Origin of the sequence: Marinobacter sp. (assembly GCF_040882185.1) — a bacterium.
Lineage (GTDB): Bacteria > Pseudomonadota > Gammaproteobacteria > Pseudomonadales > Oleiphilaceae > Marinobacter.
The window spans coordinates 1-18,387 of the sequence record NZ_JBBEBW010000034.1 but is presented as its reverse complement, the minus strand read 5'-3'; the positions used below and the strand labels follow the sequence as shown (position 1 = coordinate 18,387).

General features: G+C 55.0%; 15 protein-coding genes and 1 other RNA gene. 10 read left to right on the top strand and 6 right to left on the bottom strand.

The features are described 5' to 3' along the window. Positions 1-20 precede the first annotated feature (20 nt). From WEB64_RS16330 to WEB64_RS16305, 6 genes are all read right to left on the bottom strand, one after another. Entirely contained in the window at positions 21-2,714 is a 2,694-nt protein-coding gene (locus tag WEB64_RS16330; protein ID WP_368059548.1) for a tetratricopeptide repeat protein, read from the bottom strand. 63 nt (positions 2,715-2,777) lie between these two features. Beyond that, entirely contained in the window at positions 2,778-4,151 is a 1,374-nt protein-coding gene (gene prsR / locus WEB64_RS16325) for a PEP-CTERM-box response regulator transcription factor (RefSeq protein WP_368059550.1), read from the bottom strand. Positions 4,152-4,276: 125 nt separating this feature from the next. Then, the gene (gene prsK, locus WEB64_RS16320) at positions 4,277-6,463 is read right to left on the bottom strand and encodes an XrtA/PEP-CTERM system histidine kinase PrsK (protein ID WP_368059552.1); all 2,187 of its coding nucleotides are present in this window, start codon (positions 6,461-6,463) and stop codon (positions 4,277-4,279) included. Between the two features lie 51 nt (positions 6,464-6,514). Beyond that, positions 6,515-7,462 (bottom strand): SDR family oxidoreductase, encoded by a 948-nt coding sequence (locus WEB64_RS16315; RefSeq protein ID WP_368059554.1) that lies wholly within the window; start codon positions 7,460-7,462, stop codon positions 6,515-6,517. Further along, positions 7,462-8,277, bottom strand: coding sequence for a lysophospholipid acyltransferase family protein (locus WEB64_RS16310; protein WP_368059556.1), 816 nt, complete (start codon positions 8,275-8,277; stop codon positions 7,462-7,464). The genes WEB64_RS16315 and WEB64_RS16310 overlap by 1 nt, the downstream gene beginning before the upstream one ends. 14 nt (positions 8,278-8,291) lie before the next feature. Beyond that, positions 8,292-9,185, bottom strand: coding sequence for a D-hexose-6-phosphate mutarotase (locus tag WEB64_RS16305; RefSeq protein ID WP_368059558.1), 894 nt, complete (start codon positions 9,183-9,185; stop codon positions 8,292-8,294). 369 nt (positions 9,186-9,554) lie between these two features. On the opposite strand from WEB64_RS16305, the gene WEB64_RS16300 reads away from it, so the two are divergent. The 10 genes from WEB64_RS16300 to WEB64_RS16255 all read left to right on the top strand — a co-directional run bounded on the left by WEB64_RS16300 (position 9,555) and on the right by WEB64_RS16255 (position 18,282). Beyond that, the gene (locus tag WEB64_RS16300; protein ID WP_368059560.1) at positions 9,555-10,271 is read left to right on the top strand and encodes a 2OG-Fe(II) oxygenase; all 717 of its coding nucleotides are present in this window, start codon (positions 9,555-9,557) and stop codon (positions 10,269-10,271) included. 100 nt (positions 10,272-10,371) lie between these two features. Further along, an RNA gene (gene ffs, locus WEB64_RS16295) (signal recognition particle sRNA small type) lies at positions 10,372-10,468 on the top strand. Between the two features lie 175 nt (positions 10,469-10,643). Further along, on the top strand, positions 10,644-12,626 hold the full coding sequence (dnaX, locus tag WEB64_RS16290; RefSeq protein ID WP_368059562.1) for a DNA polymerase III subunit gamma/tau: 1,983 nt from the start codon (positions 10,644-10,646) through the stop codon (positions 12,624-12,626). 102 nt (positions 12,627-12,728) lie between these two features. Beyond that, positions 12,729-13,049, top strand: coding sequence for a YbaB/EbfC family nucleoid-associated protein (locus tag WEB64_RS16285; RefSeq protein WP_368059564.1), 321 nt, complete (start codon positions 12,729-12,731; stop codon positions 13,047-13,049). Between the two features lie 41 nt (positions 13,050-13,090). Beyond that, positions 13,091-13,693 (top strand): recombination mediator RecR, encoded by a 603-nt coding sequence (gene recR / locus WEB64_RS16280; protein WP_368059566.1) that lies wholly within the window; start codon positions 13,091-13,093, stop codon positions 13,691-13,693. An 18-nt stretch (positions 13,694-13,711) separates the two neighbouring features. Beyond that, positions 13,712-14,863, top strand: a complete 1,152-nt coding sequence (locus WEB64_RS16275; protein ID WP_368059568.1) for a ribonuclease D — start codon at positions 13,712-13,714, stop codon at positions 14,861-14,863. Then, positions 14,860-15,153 carry a YcgL domain-containing protein gene (locus tag WEB64_RS16270; RefSeq protein ID WP_368059570.1) on the top strand — a complete coding sequence of 98 codons (294 nt, stop codon included), beginning with the start codon at positions 14,860-14,862 and terminating at the stop codon, positions 15,151-15,153. The genes WEB64_RS16275 and WEB64_RS16270 overlap by 4 nt, the downstream gene beginning before the upstream one ends. Then, a complete protein-coding gene (locus WEB64_RS16265; protein ID WP_368059572.1) occupies positions 15,150-15,596 on the top strand; it encodes a YcgN family cysteine cluster protein in 447 nt (148 codons plus the stop codon). Before WEB64_RS16270 ends, WEB64_RS16265 begins: the two co-directional genes overlap by 4 nt. Before the next feature lie 16 nt (positions 15,597-15,612). After that, on the top strand, positions 15,613-15,954 hold the full coding sequence (locus tag WEB64_RS16260) for a hypothetical protein (protein ID WP_368059574.1): 342 nt from the start codon (positions 15,613-15,615) through the stop codon (positions 15,952-15,954). A gap of 69 nt (positions 15,955-16,023) precedes the next feature. After that, entirely contained in the window at positions 16,024-18,282 is a 2,259-nt protein-coding gene (locus WEB64_RS16255) for a VWA domain-containing protein (protein WP_368059576.1), read from the top strand. The last annotated feature ends 105 nt before the right edge of the window (positions 18,283-18,387 follow it).

The window sequence follows — 18,387 nt, the reverse complement described above, 5'->3', positions numbered from 1 at the left end:
CGGTTTTGGACGAGGTCAGGCTACCCCTGAATCTTCTCAAGGATTGCCTTGGCTTTGTCTTGCTCACCAGCGGCCTTGTAGGCTTCGGCGAGGTGCAGGGCGATTTCTTCAGACTCGGGCTCCAGCGAGTGAGCTTTTTCGAGTATGGGAAGGCTTTCAGCCTGCTGACCCGTGGTAAAGAGTATCCAGCCGTAGGTATCTGCGACAGCGGCTGACTCAGGGCTGAGTTCAAACGCACGTTCTGCAATGTCCAAGGCGCGTGGGTCTTCAGATTGCTGATAGAGCCAGGCGAGGTTATTCAGAATGACCACGTTCTCCGGTTGAACTTCAAGCAGCTCTTCATACCCTGAGATTGCTTTCTCGAACTTGCCTGCTTCCTGATGTGCCAGCGCCAGCATAACGGTAATCTGGGTTTGGCCAGGGAAGGCGACTTTTGCCTCCTCAAGTGCCTGGATAGCCTTGGTTGGTTGTTCTGACCGTTGTAACGCCTGTGCATAACGGACTTCAGTCTCCGGGGTCCGCTGTTTCTGCAAGGCTAGCTGATAAAGTTCTGCAGCTTCCTTATACTTACTTTCCCGGGCCATCTGGGCGGCTTCAAGAAGGAACGGGCGGGCTGAGTCCGGGTGCATGAGCTTGGCTTCCTGCAGAATGTCCAAAGCTTCTGACTTACGATCGTTTTGGAACTCCAGTGCAGCCGATTGCAGGCTGATGTCTTCATTTTCAGGAAACAGAGCCCTGGCCCGATCAAGGATGGCTTTTGCCTGGTCAAGCTCTTCAGCCTGAATTTTCCTTGCGGCCACCGCATTGTATATACCTCCGACGAACGGAGTTAGCCGGGAGGGCGTATTCGCTTCGGTACTCTCGAGTAACACAGCGGTATGGTCGTCTGTCGCCTGCTCATTTCCCTCCATCAGGGCAATCTCAAGCAGAACCAGACGGGGGCCGGAGGCTTCGGGGTTGTTTTCCAGCACTTGCGTCAAGAAGCTTTTGCTTTCTGACGTGCTGAGTGTATTGGCCAGTGCCTGCAGTGCCTGGCGGTTGTCAGGAGCCACGGTGACCGCGGCGCGCAAGTGTTTGCCTGCCTCATCGTCTTTATCCTGGGCCCTGGCCAGATTTGCCAATGCTACCAGCGGTGCCGGATTTTCCGTGGACGCTGATGCCGCCTGCTCAAAGTAACTCCTGGCTTCTTCAAAATCCCCCTGGCGGGCGGCGAGCTGCCCGCGAGTAAGTTTGGCAGCGATGTTGTCAGGTTGCTCTTTCACCCAGGCGCTCGCTGACTCAATAGCCGCATCGGAATTACCCGCTGCACTATGAGTCTGAATAGTGAGAATGCGGGCCTCTGATGATTCCGGATCACGCTCCATGGCTTGTTCAGTCTGCGCTAACGCTTGTTCATATTTGTTTTGTTGGAGAAGATAGCGCGCGTAACGAAGCCTTAGGGCGTTATTATCGGGGTTGAGTTCCAAAGATTTCAGGATGAGTTCCTCGCCCGCCTGGCTGTCGCCGCTGGCCAATGTAGCAATGCCGACGAGCGCCAGAATATCGGGGTCGGTGTCTTTGTCACTGAGGCCTTCGAGGATAGCCTTGGCTTCCTCGACATCCCGCAACTGAATCTTGGTAGCAGCCAGAAGTTTGGCCGCCGCTTCGGTGTCGTCATTCTGGGCGATCGGTGCCAGTAGCCTTTCAGCCTCTTCCATGCGGCCCTGACGGAAGCGGATCATGCCCAGCATCATTGTACTTTGTTCATGGTTGGGCGATTGCGAAAGTATCTCTTCGAGATAACGTCCGGCTTGATCCAGATCGCCTTCATTGAATGCGTCCTGGGCTGCCGCAACGTTGCTGCGTATGGTGCCGGGGGCAGATTTGGCGAGAATTTCCTCGTACACGAAAGCTTCAGCGGACTTGTTCTGGGCCCGGAGAACTCTTATAAGCGCCGCAATGGTTTCGTACTTTTGGTACGTCATGATGTCGTATTGGCCAATATCTTCCAGCGCTCTTATGTAGGCCTCTTCAGCCTGAGACCAGTTCTCTTCTGCTTGGGCAATCTGCGCCTGCCACAGCCAGAGATCCGGGTTCGTTTCATCGATGGCCATCGCCTCATCAATCAGCTCTTTCGCATCGGCTACCTGCTCATTTGCATAAGCGACCCGGGACAGGCCGATCAGGGCCTTGACCGCTGAAGAATCCAGCTCCTTCGCCTCGGTGTAAGCAGACTTCGCTTCATCCAACTTTCGGGTACCCAGCAATATATCGCCGCGAAGGAGCATGGCCTGCAGTTCCTGGGCACGGTCTGGATTGCTCACCTCGTCAAGGTGGGAGAGCGCTTTGACGGCGTCGCCTCTCATTTGCCAGGATTTGGCGCGAATCAGGTTGATCCGGTTTTGAGTGGTGTCGTTCATGGATTCTTCGCTGATAAGTTCAGCCAGCATACTGGCCTGACGTTCAGCGTTCACTGCATCACCTGCCGTCAGCAGGTTGTCAATAACGACAAAATAGGGTTCGGCGTTCTCCGGTTGCAGATCAATAGCGCTTCTTGCCTCCAGGGTACTCGCCTTGAGTTCGCCCTGGCGCTGAAAAAAACGAGCCTGGTCCAGGTGGCTCAGATACTGAATCTCCTCCTGGCTCATGTCGTCGGCGCTTTCACCGCACCCAGAGAGGCCCAGTCCGAGGGCGATGGTTATTAATGTGGCACGCACTAGTGGGAGTGATTTCATGGCCCGTATCCTATGTTTCAAAATTCGTGTCGTCCTTACTACCGGTTGAACCCTGAATCGGGGTCAGACACTGGAGGCTTCGGGGGACGTTTCTATTTTGTATTTGTCGGTTAGATTGTAAAGCGTCGGTCGGGTGATACCCAGCAACCTGGCGGCTTGAGCCATATTGTAATGGCTGGTGTACAGCGCCTGATTGATGGCATTCCGCTCGGCGGTTTCACGAACCTGACGCAAATTAAGTAGCCCTTCGGCGGATTGTTCGTCACCGTTCAGTTCCAGGTCGGCGGCGGTAATTTTTTTACCGTCAGCCATGATAATGGCCCTTTTGACCTTGTTGATCATTTCCCGGACGTTACCCGGCCAGGAATGGGCATTGATCGCATTGATGGCATCCTGGCTGAAGGTGAGGTGAGTGCGTTCCATTTGCTTACCGAGGGATTTGATCAATGATTGTGCAATAACCAGAGCGTCACCACCACGGTCCCTGAGGGCTGGCACGTCCAGTGTGACTTCGCTGATGCGGTAGTACAGGTCTTCCCGGAAGGTCCCCTGGCTGATCAGCTCTTTGACATCTCTATGGGTGGCGCATACCACGCGAACGTCGACCGGCACGGGCTGAACCCCGCCGATCCGGTCAACAGTGCGCTCTTGCAGGAATCGAAGTAGCTTGGCCTGCAAGGCCATTGGCATGTCGCCTATTTCGTCAAGGAACAGAGTGCCGCCGTTGGCGGATTCGACCTTACCTTTTTTGCTTTGTGTCGCGCCGGTAAACGCGCCTTTCTCGTAGCCGAAAAGCTCGCTTTCAAGCAGATTTTCCGGAATGGCGGCGCAGTTGATCGCTGCAAAAGGTTTATCGCAACGATTACTGAGATCATGGACCGCTCTCGCGAGCAACTCCTTACCTGTGCCGGTCTCGCCGGTGATCAGCGTGGTAACGTCGGCCGGGGCTACTTTTTCAAGCGTGCGGCAAACTGTCAGCATTTGAGGGCTTGCTGCTACAATACCTTTTATGGAAGTGCCGTTGCGGTCGCGGGAGAGCTCCAGATTTTCACGCTCAAGCTCTGACAGTCGCAGCGCCCGGTTTACCACAAAGGTCAGGATGTCAGCATCCAGCGGTTTCTGATAAAAGTCACTGGCACCCATGCCAATAGCTTTGACCGCATTTTCCTTATCTTCCCGTCCGGTGACCACCACCACTTTAGTCTGCGGACTAAGGCGCAGGATATCTTCCAGCAGGGCGAAACCCTGACTTGCACCACCCGGGTCCGGGGGCAGGCCGAGATCCAGAGTTACTACGTCAGGTTCCAGGCGTCGCAGAGCCGCCAACGCTGACTCTCGGTCGTTGGCCAGGGCGATCTCGAGATCGTCACTAAAGCACCACCGCATCTGGCTTTGCAGGCCAGGGTCATCTTCAACAATTAAAAGTCGTTTGCTCACAACAGCGCTAAATCCTTTTTATGTCTCATGCTATCCGGTTTTTTCATGGGTCCAAGTCTCACCAGAAACTTCGCGTTTTGCAATGAAAATAGAGGTTGATAACTAAAAATGCCCGTTATTCGCCATCAGCTTTTCCCGCTTAATTGTGACATCCCCTGTGCTTGTGGAGTTTCAGCGGGCGGTGATGTCTCCGGTGGCCCAGCCGGATGGGATGCTTCCGTTTCGCCAGTCTCTCCTGACGCAGAGGTAGGTTGCGCGGAAGCAAGCGGCAAGCGCACCGAGAAGCACGAGCCGACACCGGGTTCGCTGGTTACATCGATGTTGCCACCAATGCGTCTGATGTACTCCCGGGCCTGGTAGGCTCCGATTCCCATGCCTGTGAGGCCTTTGGTGCTTTCAAAAGGTTTAAATAGTTGCATCTGGATGAAATCTTCAGTCATCCCGGTGCCGCTGTCCTGAATGAATAGCACCACTTGTCCGCTGGCCGTTTTCAGCGCCAGGCTTACTTCGCCATCTGGCGGGGTTGCGTCTTGTGCGTTCTGGATCAAGTGGCTTAATACACTACGCAGCTGTTCGGGGTCCGCGTGAACGGTCACCTGGTCCTTTGACCCCTCAACAGACGGTGCAGGCTGATTTCTGGCGTGATGGGTGGCAAGTTCAGATACAAGTGTATATAAGTCCATAGGTTGAACGTTTTCATTACTATCGACTGGCTTGCGAATATGGTCTACCAGGTTGGCCATCTTCAGCACTGCATGATCCGTGGTGTGAATCATATCGTCAATAAATGCGGGGTTCTCCCGATGTTTTGGCGCATTTTTTACCAGCAGGGAGAGCTGGGCAATGATCGTTTTGAGGTCGTGCACCATGAATGCTGAGGTTTTGCTGACTGCCTCGAACTGCATTGCGCGAGAGAGTCGGTTCTGGGCGTCAGCCTGAGCGAGAAGGTTGGATGTCTGGCGTGCCACTACGCGCACCAGGTCGAAGTTCTCCCAGTTAAGCTCAACTTTGGAGTAGGGGGCGCCAATCAGGGCAATGCCATACAGCTCATCGCCCAGATACATGGGGATGATCAGCCATCCATCGGGGAAGTTGAGAATGGGGTCGGGGATTTCCAGCAGGTTGTAGCGTATCGGGTCCGCGCGGTATTCGTTCAGATCGATGATCCATTCCCGATCTTGAAAAAAGCGCACCAGTTCTGATTTGCTATCGATGGTCGTGTATTTGGGCGGAGCAAGGTTAACGGACTTGCTGAGTACGTAATTGCCTTCTTCGCTCTGAACCCAGAGTACGCCGGCGTTACTTTCAACCAGGCCTGAAAGTATGCGGATAACCCGCTCTGGAAGCGGCGGTTCGTCACTGAGGTTGGAGAAGACCTGAGTCATCTTCAGCCATTCTTCCCGGTAGTCATACTTGTAATCGAAGAAGTTCTGGCTGATGAGAATCATCATGCGTGCCCGGAATCGCCTCGAAACCAGTAGTGCGGCGAATAACGACATCAACATGGTGAAGAAAAGCACCTGCAGCGCTTCACCCCAGTCTCCGCCCATTATGCGCACGTAGTATCCGCCAGCGGCGACAAACATCATGTAGCCACCGGCGAAAATGAGCGTGCCAACGTGGAAAATGGCAGTGCGTGATAGCTGGAAGTCAACCGGCTGCTTGCGGGTGTTGATCATGTTTACAGCGAATAGCGGCACAATCAGTGCGTTGACGCCACCACGGGCATTCCAGAATGCGCTTGAAATTTGCCCGAACAGCAGGGCGTCTGCGTACATGAAGAAGTCAAAAGCGAACAGGGTGCCAATGCCAATGCAGATATACTTGACGCTTGAGCGTCCGAAGGAGACAGAATTGCGCCAGATTTGTTCTACCAGGCAAATGCCGAGAAGCGAGAGTGCGATTTGACCAATAATCTTGGTTTTGCCATCGAGGAGATTCCAGTCCATCAGATACTCGAGGGCACCCACTGCCAGCAGGCTGACTAACAGAATGATGGTTGTATTGCCCATGACGGAGCGGATTTTTAACGCCAGTTCACCGTTCCTTGATCCATCCCGTATCAAGGCAAACAATACCCCTATCCAGGCCGCATCCCGTAAGAGTTCCAGGAGATAACGAATGAAAAACGGGGGCTGGCCCCAAAGAGCTTGGGATACCAGAGAGAAAGACCACAGGAGAGAAACAACGGCAGCAAGGAACAGGGCCTGGTCAGTGTCACGGCGGAGATACCGTGTGGCAATTAGGATAGCCAGCAGCAAAAAAGCGAGTGCTGCTCCGGAATGGCTGATCAGGCTGAAATCTGTGGCCATGCTCAATCACATCCTGTGGGACGTCAGAAGCGGGCCGGAGCCCGGCTGCTGCTAAATGGGTTTTTTGTTTTCCCGATAGAACCGGAAAATGTCCTTCAAAGACCGACGGGGCTTGAAGTCAAAAGCTTTGGCAAACGAGCGCCCGTCTATCACGACCGGGTACTTGAAGAAGTCCATCAAATAAGACGGGAAACTTCTCAGGTTGAGCGTCCGCAATATCAACCTCGGTAAGAGCGGTGGGATCGACGGTATGGGTATGCGTTTACACCCGCACAGAGCCAAGGCATGTTGATAAGCCACCCAATCTTCCGGTGCTACATTATAAATGCCTTTATGGCCTTTCTGATAGGCAAGAACGAGGGCATCGGCCATGTCGTCGATGTGGATAAACTGCATCATGGGTGAAAACCCGGCCAGAACCGGGGCGCGCTCGCTGGCGAGCAACGTGCTGATGGAGTTCCGGACGCCCGGCCCCACAATATTACAAGGGCGCAGCACGGTGATATTAAGATCCGGGTAGCGCCATAAATAGATGTTCGCGAGGTTTTCCAGTTCCACCGAATCGATCAGATCAGCACTTAGCCCAGCGCCCTTCAGAGGGGCTTCTTCATCAATGAGAGCCGGGTTGTAGGCTACGGCCCCGTATACATGATAAGTCGACAGCACGACTACCCGTTTTATACCGTATTTCTGGCTAAGGTCCAGTAGCTTCTGCGTTCCCAGGACATTGGCATTGTATCGACGCATTCGGGTGAGCTGACTCGACATGATTCGTCCAAGGTGAATAACACCGTCGAAGTCATAACGTCTGAACAGATCTTCAAAGACTCTTTTATTGAAATCAATGCAATAACTGGGGATGTCGTCCCCCAGATACACCTGTTCCCGGAAATCGACGGCGACCAGGTCACAATGATCTCTCAGGCGATTGATGACCTGTTGTGCCAGGGCACCGGCGGCACCGGTGACCAGAATATGGGGGCGGCGTGTCGTACTCATCAAAACAGCCTTTTTCGTTCGCTGAGGCCTTTGTCAATCAGCTGGCTGATTGCTGCTTTTACCTGCTCGACCCGCTCGGTGACAAGCTCTTCCGGGATTTCAGTGTCGTCGAAGAACATTGGGTCGCCGAAATTGAGGTGGACTTTAGCTGGAAAAACCACGGGCAGTGCGACTGGCGCATACGGAACGCCGAGGGCTTTGGCCAGCGGTTTGATATTGGCGATGGCCGGAATACTTTCCTCGCAGCCGACCACTCCCACGGGCACGATGGTGGCCTTGTGTTGCATGGCCAGATGCATGAAGCCGTTGCCGAATCGCTTCAGCTGATACCGGTCGCGGTATAGCTTGCCTGAACCCCTTATCCCTTCTGGAAACACAATAATCGCTTCGCTGTTAGCAAGCATCTTGGCGCAGTTGGTCGGGTCTCCCAGCACGGCACCCATTTCATTAAGCAGGTTGCCAAGGTAGGGAACAGTCGGAAAAAAACGTTCAATCATTGCCCGGGGCATTCGGGGGTCAGTCTGCCGGGAGGCCAGGGCATACCCGATGAGCACGCCATCAAGCGGTAACTGTCCGCTATGATTAGCCACGAGCAGGACAGGGCCCTCGGCTGGCACCTTATCGACGCCGTCGCACACAACCCTGAAGTATTTTTCGTAAAGGTGACGGGTAAGCGAAAACCCAACCTTCATAACCTCATTATTATAACCCCAGGGGTCATAGCCCAGGCTACCGATCGGTTTGCGAATACGGGTAATCTGCGCATCCAGCGCTGCTGGGACAAGTTTTGCTTTCAGGTAAGAGCGTAAACTCATTCAATATCCTTTTGTCAGCACCGTGTAAGCATCATAGCGAGAGTATAGCTGTGGCCTTCATTAAGTACCTGGTAATCATTGGCTGCATTGGCGGTTTCAACGCAGAGCATACTTTTCCATCCCTCCGCAGGGAAGTCACTGAGTCGCGCTGCCTTAACGGGCCCTGGGTTCCAGACAACGGTTGAATCGCTTCCGGAGGACGACAGCTTGCGAATACCGCCGGGCGTTGCGATACGAAGGGTCTCCCCGGATTCGTAGATTCTGTCAGTTTCGCCGGAAAAGCGCACCGGACCATTCTGTAGGTGAGTGCTCCAATTATCGAGCGTGTCGATATAGCTGGTTTTATTCAGGCCTCGTATCCGGGTCTCCGAAATATCGGCTGTGGGTAGGTAAGTATGGAGCGCCTGAGTCAGGGCTAGCGGCTCACGCCCGGCGTTGGTGGTTGTTAGCGCAAGCTGCAGCCCTCTACTGGAGAAGCTGAATGTCAGAAGTGCACGGCAGCGACCTTCCCAGAGCTCGGAAAAGTCTTCGTTGGCGTCCAGAGACAGGCTGACTTCAACTTCCTGGGCTGACTCCCGAATATCTTCCAGCTTCCAGACTGCAGTGCGAGCAAACCCGTGAGCGTTTTCTGTCAGAATGCGCTTGCGCACCTCGGGCGGGTTTTTCTCCGGATTTCCAAACCAGGGCCAGCACACAGGAATACCGCCCCTGACGGCACGACCGGTTTCGAAACGCGCCGTTTCGCTCATCCACAACCAGTTGGCTTGCCCACTTGGCGAGTAATGAGTGAGGTGAGCACCCTGAAGAAACATTTTGGCGCTGAACAGCGGATGATGAATCTGTAAACCTTCAAGCTGGCCGATCGTAATCCAGCGGGTAAAGGACCAATGGCCTGGGGCGGTGGTCAAATGCATACCTCATTGTTACTGTTATTTTGTATTAGGGAGCCTCTGATTAACTCCTGAATCGTCTCTGCGGGCTCTGAAGGCTGTAGGTGCAAGGCGCGGCTCGCCGCCAATGGCCGTAACCCTTGGCAAGAGTCGCAACGCCGCAGATGCAGCCTTCAGAGCGCGCCCTTCGGGGCTTTCAGAGCGATTCACACTCCGCGTTGCGACTTTTAGCAAGGTCTGGACATTACTGCAAAGCCGCGCCTTGATTGTGAACCGCTCTGAAAGCCAGAGCCGATCCAGGAGTTAATCAGAGGCTCCTTAGATCTATCCTACAGTAATGGGATCTTGAGTGGGGCGGTGTTCGTGCTACCTGGTTTTCCGGAGAATATGATAGCAAAAATGGACGTTAACGATTTATCCACTTTCTCGGTAGCTGCGGACCGTCCTGGCTCGAATTTGGCTGCCATGGACCTCAAAGACTTTGAAGAGGCGATGGCGCATGTCTGTCATGATCTCACGGAATTCGGGTGGGCGAATCTGTCGGTGCTCGATTATGTGCCGCCTGAGCTGATCCCCGCTTTAATGGCGGAGGTCAGGCAACTTCATTCCGAAGGCAGCATGAAAGAAGCCGGTATCGGGCGGGGCGCCAATCATTCCCGGGACCGTTCGATTCGCCGCGACCGGATCGTCTGGCTTAAAGGTGACACAGAGCCTCAAGCGGCGCTGTTCCAATTTCTCGAATTGGTACGTATGGACCTGAACCGGCTGCTGTTCCTCGGGCTGAGCCGGTTTGAGGCTCATTATGCAAGCTACGAGTCGGGAGACTTTTATCGGCGGCACATTGATAGCTTCAAGGGCAGGCGGTCCCGAATTGTCAGTATGGTGTTGTATCTCAATGACCAATGGCAGTCTCAGGATGGGGGCATGCTGCGATTGTTCAATCGGGATTCTCCTGATGAAATTTGCGGCACAGTGTTGCCCGAAGCGGGCAGGATGGTGTTATTCATGAGTGAAGAGATGCCCCATGAAGTCCTTACGGCGCAACGTACACGTTACAGTCTGGCATGCTGGTTCCGACAGGACGAAGTGCCCATTCCTCTATGAACCTGGAACGGTTAAATGGTTTTGGGATTGCTGCCGCCCCCGTCGCCTGCTACTATGCGCGCCGCATCCCATCGAGTGGATGCGAACGTTATGGTGGCTCCGCTGGTGCCTCCGCAACATGAAATCGTGAACCCGGTCAGACCCGGAAGGGAGCAGCCGAAGCGGTGGAATTGTGTGCCGGAGTGTTGCTGGTGGGGCCACCCCCAGATTTCCCCGCCTGAAGTTAAAGCGATATTTATCAGTTTCTTGAAATGACTTTCTGATGTGATTTCTCGGAATCTTCCTGTTGTTTGTCACCTTGTCATTCGGCTTCTTCTATGGGGCGGTCCGTGCTAAGGTTGAGCCTATTTACAGCCGCAGTTGACGCACATCATGAGCTACCAGGTACTCGCCAGAAAATGGCGCCCCCAGACATTTGAAGACATGGTCGGGCAGGAGCATGTCCTGCAGGCGCTGGTGCATGCCCTGGAACATCAGCGGTTGCATCATGCATACCTGTTTACCGGCACTCGGGGTGTCGGGAAAACGACAATTGGTCGGTTGCTGGCGCGCTGCCTGAACTGCGAAACCGGCATAACCCCGAAACCCTGTGGTGTCTGTTCCAGCTGTGTCGAGCTGCAAGAAGGCCGGTTCGTTGATCTGATCGAGATTGATGCAGCCTCCCGGACTGGCGTCGATGATATGCGGGAGCTCACAGACAATGTCCAGTACGCCCCGTCTCGTGGCCGCTTCAAGGTATACCTGATTGACGAAGTTCACATGCTTACCAATCAGTCGTTCAATGCGTTCCTGAAAACACTTGAGGAGCCGCCGGAACACGTCAAGTTCCTGCTGGCAACCACTGATCCCCAGAAGCTCCCGGTCACGGTGTTGTCCCGGTGTCTGCAATTCAATCTCAAGCGCATGACGCCTGAGCATATTGCAGGCCATCTTCGTCACGTATTGACCGAAGAACACATTCCTTTTGACGAACCCGCGTTGTGGCTGCTGGCCCGGGCCGCGGATGGAAGCATGCGTGACGCCTTGAGCCTGACAGACCAGGCCATTGCCTTCGGTAACCAGAAACTGGCCGCGAGCGATGTCAGCAGCATGCTGGGAACTATTGACCAGCGCGACATCGCACAACTGGTCAAAGCCCTGGTTCAGAACGATGGGCCAGCGCTGTTATCGGAAATCCGTCGGATCTCCGATTTCGCGCCGGATTATGCAGCGATATTAGCTGATCTGCTGTCGCTGTTTCACCGCGTGACCATGGAGCAGGTTATTCCTGGCAGCGCTGACAACTCTCTGGGTGATGCCGAGCAGGTTCAGACACTGGCGCGACAGTTGAGCGCTGAAGATGCGCAGTTGTTCTACCAGGCCGCGCTGATGGGCCGGAAGGACCTCGCTATTACGCCGGATGCCCGTATGGGCTTTGAGATGACACTGCTTCGAATGCTGGCGTTTCGGCCTGGAACCAGCCGGGGAGAGCCTCCGACAGTGTCGTCATCCGGAACTGCGAACGCCCCGAAGAGCGTTCGGGAGGAACCCGACCCCGCAGTCGAGAGTGCAAATTCGTCGGCAACCACCGAGGCCCCTGAAGTGCCCCGCGCGGGTAATTCAGAACCGGAAGTGGAACCTGAGCCCGTTTCCGAACCGGAACCCGAGCTTGAGCCAGAACCGGTATCGGAACCAGAATCCTTACCTGAGCCTGAGCCTGAGCCTGAGCCAATAGATAGCGTCGAAGTGACCCCGGTGGCGGCCAGTCAGGACGCTGCGCCAGTGGGTCCGACGAATCACGAGTATGCTGAGCTGGATGCTTATGCGGACAGTCAGGTACAGGATGACAGAGATGAGCCTGAGCCTGTTTCGGCAGAGGTGTCGGAGGCACCGTTATCAGCCGCTTTGCAGGCGGCTCCAATGACAGAAGCATTACCGCAGCAGGCGCCTCGGGAGGATCAAGCTACCAGGTCGGAGCAGCAGACGGCTGAACCGGAGATCAGCGACTTCCATTGGCCAAGGGATTTCCGCAGTCTTGAGATCGTGGGTATGCCTGGCAACCTGGCCAGCCACTCGGCGTTCCATCAAGAAGGTGATGTGATCACCCTGACCATCGATGAGGGCCACGCCCGGTTACTGACGGGTCGTCATCAAGACCGTATAAAGGAAGCTCTGGTAACGCGTTTCGGTGATGACGTTAAATTGCAGATCGAAGAGGGCGATGCTGGCAACAACACCCCTGCGATCTGGGAAGAGCAGGCACGGATTGCCCGGCAGCAAGCTGCGGAAGATGCAGTTCGCACCGACCCGCTGATCCAGTCGATCGTGGAACGTTTTGAAGGCAGAGTCGTCGAAGATAGCATACGACCAGCATGAAGGGCTGCCGGATACGTATAGCCGGAAACCAGTCGTTGAGTAGTTATGAGTAGCCATGAGAAGTTATGAAATTTCAGTCTTCAGAGAGAGGAGTGTCACAAGATGAACGGCATGGGTGACTTGATGAAAAAAGCCCAGAAAATGCAGGAAGAAATGCAGAAGGCTCAGGAGGAAATTGCCAAATCCGAGGTCGTCGGTCAAGCTGGCGCAGGCCTGATCAAAGTGACCATGACCGGTCGTCATGATGTACGGAAGGTGGATATTGACCCGTCGCTGATGAGCGAAGACAAGGATATTCTGGAAGACCTGCTGGCCGCTGCGGTTAATGATGCCGTTCGCAGGGTAGAAGAGAATCAGAAAGAACGGATGTCCGGGATGGCTTCAGGCATGGGTCTGCCGCCGGGCTTCAAGATGCCTTTCTGATCGGTCGGGCACGATGTATGGTTTTTTCCTGAGGAACTGGAATGGCGTTTAGTCCGCTCGTCGATGAATTGGTTGAGTCGTTGCGATGTTTGCCCGGCGTGGGACAGAAAACGGCCCAGCGCATGGCGTTTCATTTGCTCGAAAGAGGGCGTTCAGGTGGCGAGCAATTGGCAGACGCACTTGCCCGTGCAATGACCGGCGTTCGCCGCTGCGAAACCTGCCAGAATTTTTCCGATACACCGACCTGTACCCTTTGCCAGAATTCCGAACGCAATACCGGCACAGTCTGCGTCGTAGAAAGCCCTTCTGACTTACTGGCAATAGAACAGGCCGGTGATTATCGCGGCAGCTATTTTGTGTTGATGGGTCATCTCTCTCCCATAGATGGTGTCGGGCCAGCAGATATCGGTATTGATGTTCTGCTGCGGCGAGTTCGGGAGGAGGAAGTCACTGAACTTATCCTCGCAACCAATCCTACCGTTGAAGGCGAAGCAACCGCGCACTATATAGCTGACCGGCTCGATGGCACGCCAGTATTGATTACACGTCTCGCCCACGGCATTCCCGTTGGCGGGGAGCTCGGATACGTGGATGGCTTCACCCTTACTCATGCTTTCCGGGGCAGAAAGCCCCTGTCAGACTGAGCCAACCTGAGATTGACTATGGTTTCCAATCCCGATCCCGCCCACGTTCACTGGGTAAAAACCCCCGGCGCCCTGGACGACTGGTTACAGTCTGAACCTGATGAAGCGCTTGCGCTGGATACAGAGTTTGAACGCGTGTCCACGTTTTTTCCCATACCCGGCCTGGTTCAACTGGGCCTTGGGAGGCAGTTCTGTCTGGTGGATCCATCGGTGGCGGAACAATCAGACGAATTCCGGCGGGTTCTCGCTGACCCTGATCGCCCCAAGCTACTCTACGCAATGAGCGAAGATCTTGAATTGTTCCGGCACTGGCTTGGGGTAAGCCTGACGGGGGTTGTGGATCTTCAAATTGGCGCGTCTCTGGCCGGGGCGGGGTTCTCCGTAGGCTATGCTCGGCTTGTGGAACGCTTGTTCGGTCATGCTCTCGACAAATCCGCGACCCGCTCTGACTGGCTCGCGCGCCCCCTGTCGCCAGAGCAGGAGCGGTATGCTCTTGATGACGTGCGGTATTTGAAGCCACTTTACAAATGGGTTGCTGACGGCCTGGAAGCAAAAGGGCTGACACCTGCGCTGGCTGAAGAATCCGCCCGTTTTGCCGATGATCTGAACAATCAGGCGGAGCCCGATCAGTATTATCTGAAGGTGCGGGGTGGCTGGCATCTCAATCAGCAACAGCAACGGTTATTACAGGCGCTGGTGCAGTGGCGGGAGCTGGAATGTCGGGAGCGGGATCGACCCCGCGGCCGGGTACTGGCTGACAATTTGTTGATTGCCATTGCTGAAGCGGTGCCAGCCAACACAGGAAAACTGGCTTCGTTACCGGATATGCCGCCAGTGGTGGTTCGACGCTATGGTGAGACGTTGCTGGACCTGGTGAGCCAGACAAGCACCCATTCGGACGCAGGCTTTGTTATGATTACACCGCCTTTGACCCGGGAACAGCAGGGTACCTATAAACAGATCAAGCGGGTATTTTCGGACATTGCCGAACAGCAGGATGTACCGGTGGAATTGCTTGCTCCAAGACGTCGGCTGGAAGCTCTGGTTCGGGACGGTATGAACGATTCAAATCAGGCTTCCAGCACTTCGTTCAACACACTCTTCGAAGGCTGGCGCGGGGCTATGACATCCCCCGCTAAAGAAAAGATCAGGGTAATACTGACATCATGAATGAGCGACAATTTGTTTCCGTATTCCGGAGCAGCAAAAGCACCGACACTTATATCTACGTAAAACGGGGGAAAACCTGGGGTGAACTCCCGGAGCCTCTAAGAGGCGCCTTCGGCCGGCCTGTGCACACCATGGATCTGCTGTTGACGGCAGAACGGAAATTATCGCGGACAACCGGTGAGGAAGTGTTGGGCTCAATCAGGGATCAGGGTTTCTTCCTCCAGATGCCGCAAAAACTGGACAGTTATCTGGTTGAATTCAAGGAGAAGGTCGGGAAGCGCACAACGTGATCGCTGCCATCCCGTTCTGGCAACGTAAACGCCTGAACGAGATGACCCCGGCCGAATGGGAGTCACTGTGTGACGGCTGCGGCAAATGTTGTCTGGCCAAGCTGGAGGATGAAGACACCGGTGACGTCTATTACACCGATCTGGTGTGCCGCTACATGGACCGTGAATCCTGCGGATGCACTGTGTATGAGAACCGGCTGCAAAAGGTGCCTGCCTGTACCGTGCTGACACCGGACACCATAAACGACTACCATTGGCTGCCATACACCTGCGCCTACCGGACCCTGGCCGAAGGCCGCCCGCTGGCCGATTGGCATCCGCTACGTTCGGGCGACCCGGAAACCGTCCATCAGGCCAGCGTATCAGTCCGCCATCGGGTAATGTCCGAGGCCGATGTGCCCGAGGACGAATGGGAAGAACACATTATCCATTGGGTCTTATAAAAAAAGGAAACATGTTATGGATTCGGAAGCCCAGCTGGCCTACGGAATTTTCTGGGCCCTCTATGCGGTCGCTTTTGTGGTTTTTTTCTACATGGTATCCCGCTTGTTTCGCCTGGTGCCTCTTTACGGCTTGCGTACGTTGTTGCAGGCGGCGCTGGTGGTCATTTTTCTGACTCCGGTTGAATCCTCGGAAGCGGTTAACTGGTGGATACCTGCCTGGCTGCACGGCGGCTATGAGGGCATTCTTGGCAACGCCGAGGAAGCGGCCCGTGCGTTCTTCAATCTCGGGTTGGCCTCGCTGGTCATGCTTTTGGTCTGGATGCTGGATCTCGTGCGCTATCGGCTGGTGCGTAAATAATAAGACGGGTCCGTCGGAAAGGCGCCTGCTTTTGCTTCAACCCAATAATAACAAAAGGCCGGGCTGCCGATGAAACACCTGATGTACGGAGTTTGGGTATACGCGCTGCTGTTATTTTCAGCTTCGAAGTTACTGGCACAATCCGCAAACACGGTGCCGGAGTTGCCAGCACCTGCGGATGTGCGGGTTATCGTCGATATCTCCGGCAGTATGAAAATCAATGACCCCGATAATCTCCGCCAACCGGCTGTGCGGCTCATCGCTCGTCTGCTTCCAGAGGGCACTAGCGCCGGTATCTGGACGTTCGGGCAGTATGTCAACATGCTGGTGCCTTTTGCAGAGGTGAACAGCGCATGGCGTCAGCAAGCACTTGAGCGCTCCAGTCAGATTAACTCCGTTGCCCTCCGCACCAACCTGGGGGAAGCGCTGGAAGTTGCCAGCGATAGTTACCTCAGCGATGGTGATCTATCGAACACCCAGTTCATCCTTCTTACCGACGGCAAGGTTGATATTGACCCTGAAGACAGTATCAATGAGACCGAGAGGCAACGGGTCCTGGGCGAACTGCTGGAGCGTATCAAAGCATCAGGCGCTCGAATTCATACGGTTGCACTATCGGAAGCAGCCGACCTGGACCTGTTGACTGCGCTTGCCAGCGGCACTGGCGGCAGCGGCTCGGTCGCAAACGACGCCAGCGAGCTGAGCCGCGTGTTCGTTACCGCGCTCAATACCGCAGTACCTCAGGAACAACTGCCCATTCGAGGTAATGGCTTCAAGGTTGATAGCGGTGTGGAGGAATTTACCGCATTGATTTTCAGTGACCGCAAGCAGGGCGGAGCCAGGTCGTCAGAAGCCTTGACCCTCTTGACGCCAAGTGGAGCGAAGGTAACCAGAGACTCGGGTCCGGATAATCTGCGCTGGGTCAGTGAGTCCGGGTATGACCTGATCACTGTGGATCAACCACAGCCCGGTGACTGGGAGCTCGTAGGCGTTTTGGGTGATGGCAGCCGTGTCACCGTCGTGAGTGACCTGCGGATGGTGGTTGGGGATCTTCCTGCAAGGTTTTATAGCGGTCAGGTAGTCAATGTTGATACCGCATTTTATGAGGACCAGTCGCAGATTACGAACCCCGATTTTCTGGGGGTGATGGACGTCAGTTTGATGCTGACCACCGAAGATGGCCGTAGCGGCCGGAAAGTGCTGTCCGAAACCAATCCGCCTGCAGACGGCGTCTATCGTGATGTTATCCAGCGCCTTGAACAGCCGGGGGATTACCAGATTGACCTGACCGCCGATGGCCAGACATTCAGCCGTAAGTTCAGCGGTGTGATTACCCTGCGGCCTCCCGTGCGGATTAGCGTAAGCACCAATCGCGCAACGGATAGACCCGAGTACCTTGTCACGGTCACTCCGGAACATCCGGAGCTGGATCTCGATGCCTCCAGTGTGGCGATGACTGTTACGTATCCGGATGGTGAGGTGAAAACTTCGCAGGTGCCATACTCCCCACCGAATAAGCAATGGCAGGGTGCCGTCACACCGGAACAGGGCGATGGCGCCTATAGCCTCGAGTTAGCGTTTACCGGGGCGACTCATGAAGGCACTGAGGTTAATTACAGCCCGGAGTCGTTCCAGGCTCGCTTTCCCCAGGAAAACGGCGCCGGGAACATCAGGGTATCGCTGAGCTCAGTGCCCCAGGCTCCGGAGCCATCATCAGCCTCGGGGTCGGAACCTGTTCTCGAGTCTGCCCAAAACCGACAGCCGGAAACGCCGACAACATCGGAACAGCCTGCTGAGCCACCACCGGTGACGTCAGAGACCAGTTTTGGCGCGGTGATATCCGAAATTGGTCCTATCGATATAAGCCAGGTCGAAACGCCCCTGGAAGTTGCGGAGGCGTCTGCGGATCAAAACGATGGCGGGGCAATGCCGATGTTATGGCTAGCTGCTGCCGGCGGGGCCGTTGTTCTCACAGGCATTGTCGGCGGTCTCCTTTGGTGGCGAAAAGGGTGGCGCAAGCGTCGGTCTGTAGATGAAGAGACGCCGGTAGTGAACGAGACTGAGACCCCTGAAGATGAACCCATGCCGGTGCTTGAAGATATAACGGATGAGCCTTTGGAAGCGCCGCTGGCTGAAGAGCAAGAGGAGCAGGTACCTCAGCTCGAGCCGGAGCCCGAAGTGGAGGAAGACATTCTCGATGAGCAGGAGAATGATTTTGGCTTGGAGGATTTTGATCTCTCAGACATTGAACAGCTGCCAGAAGTAGATGAGCAGGCGCCACCGGCAGACAATTCAGAGGATGATCCGGACAAGAAGCCAACCCCGTAAAAGAGTAGCCAGCTACAGTTTTACCCGGAAGGGGAAGGCTTTATACTTAGGAGCCTCTGATTAACTCCTGGATCGCCTCTGGCTTTCAGAGCGATTCACACTCAA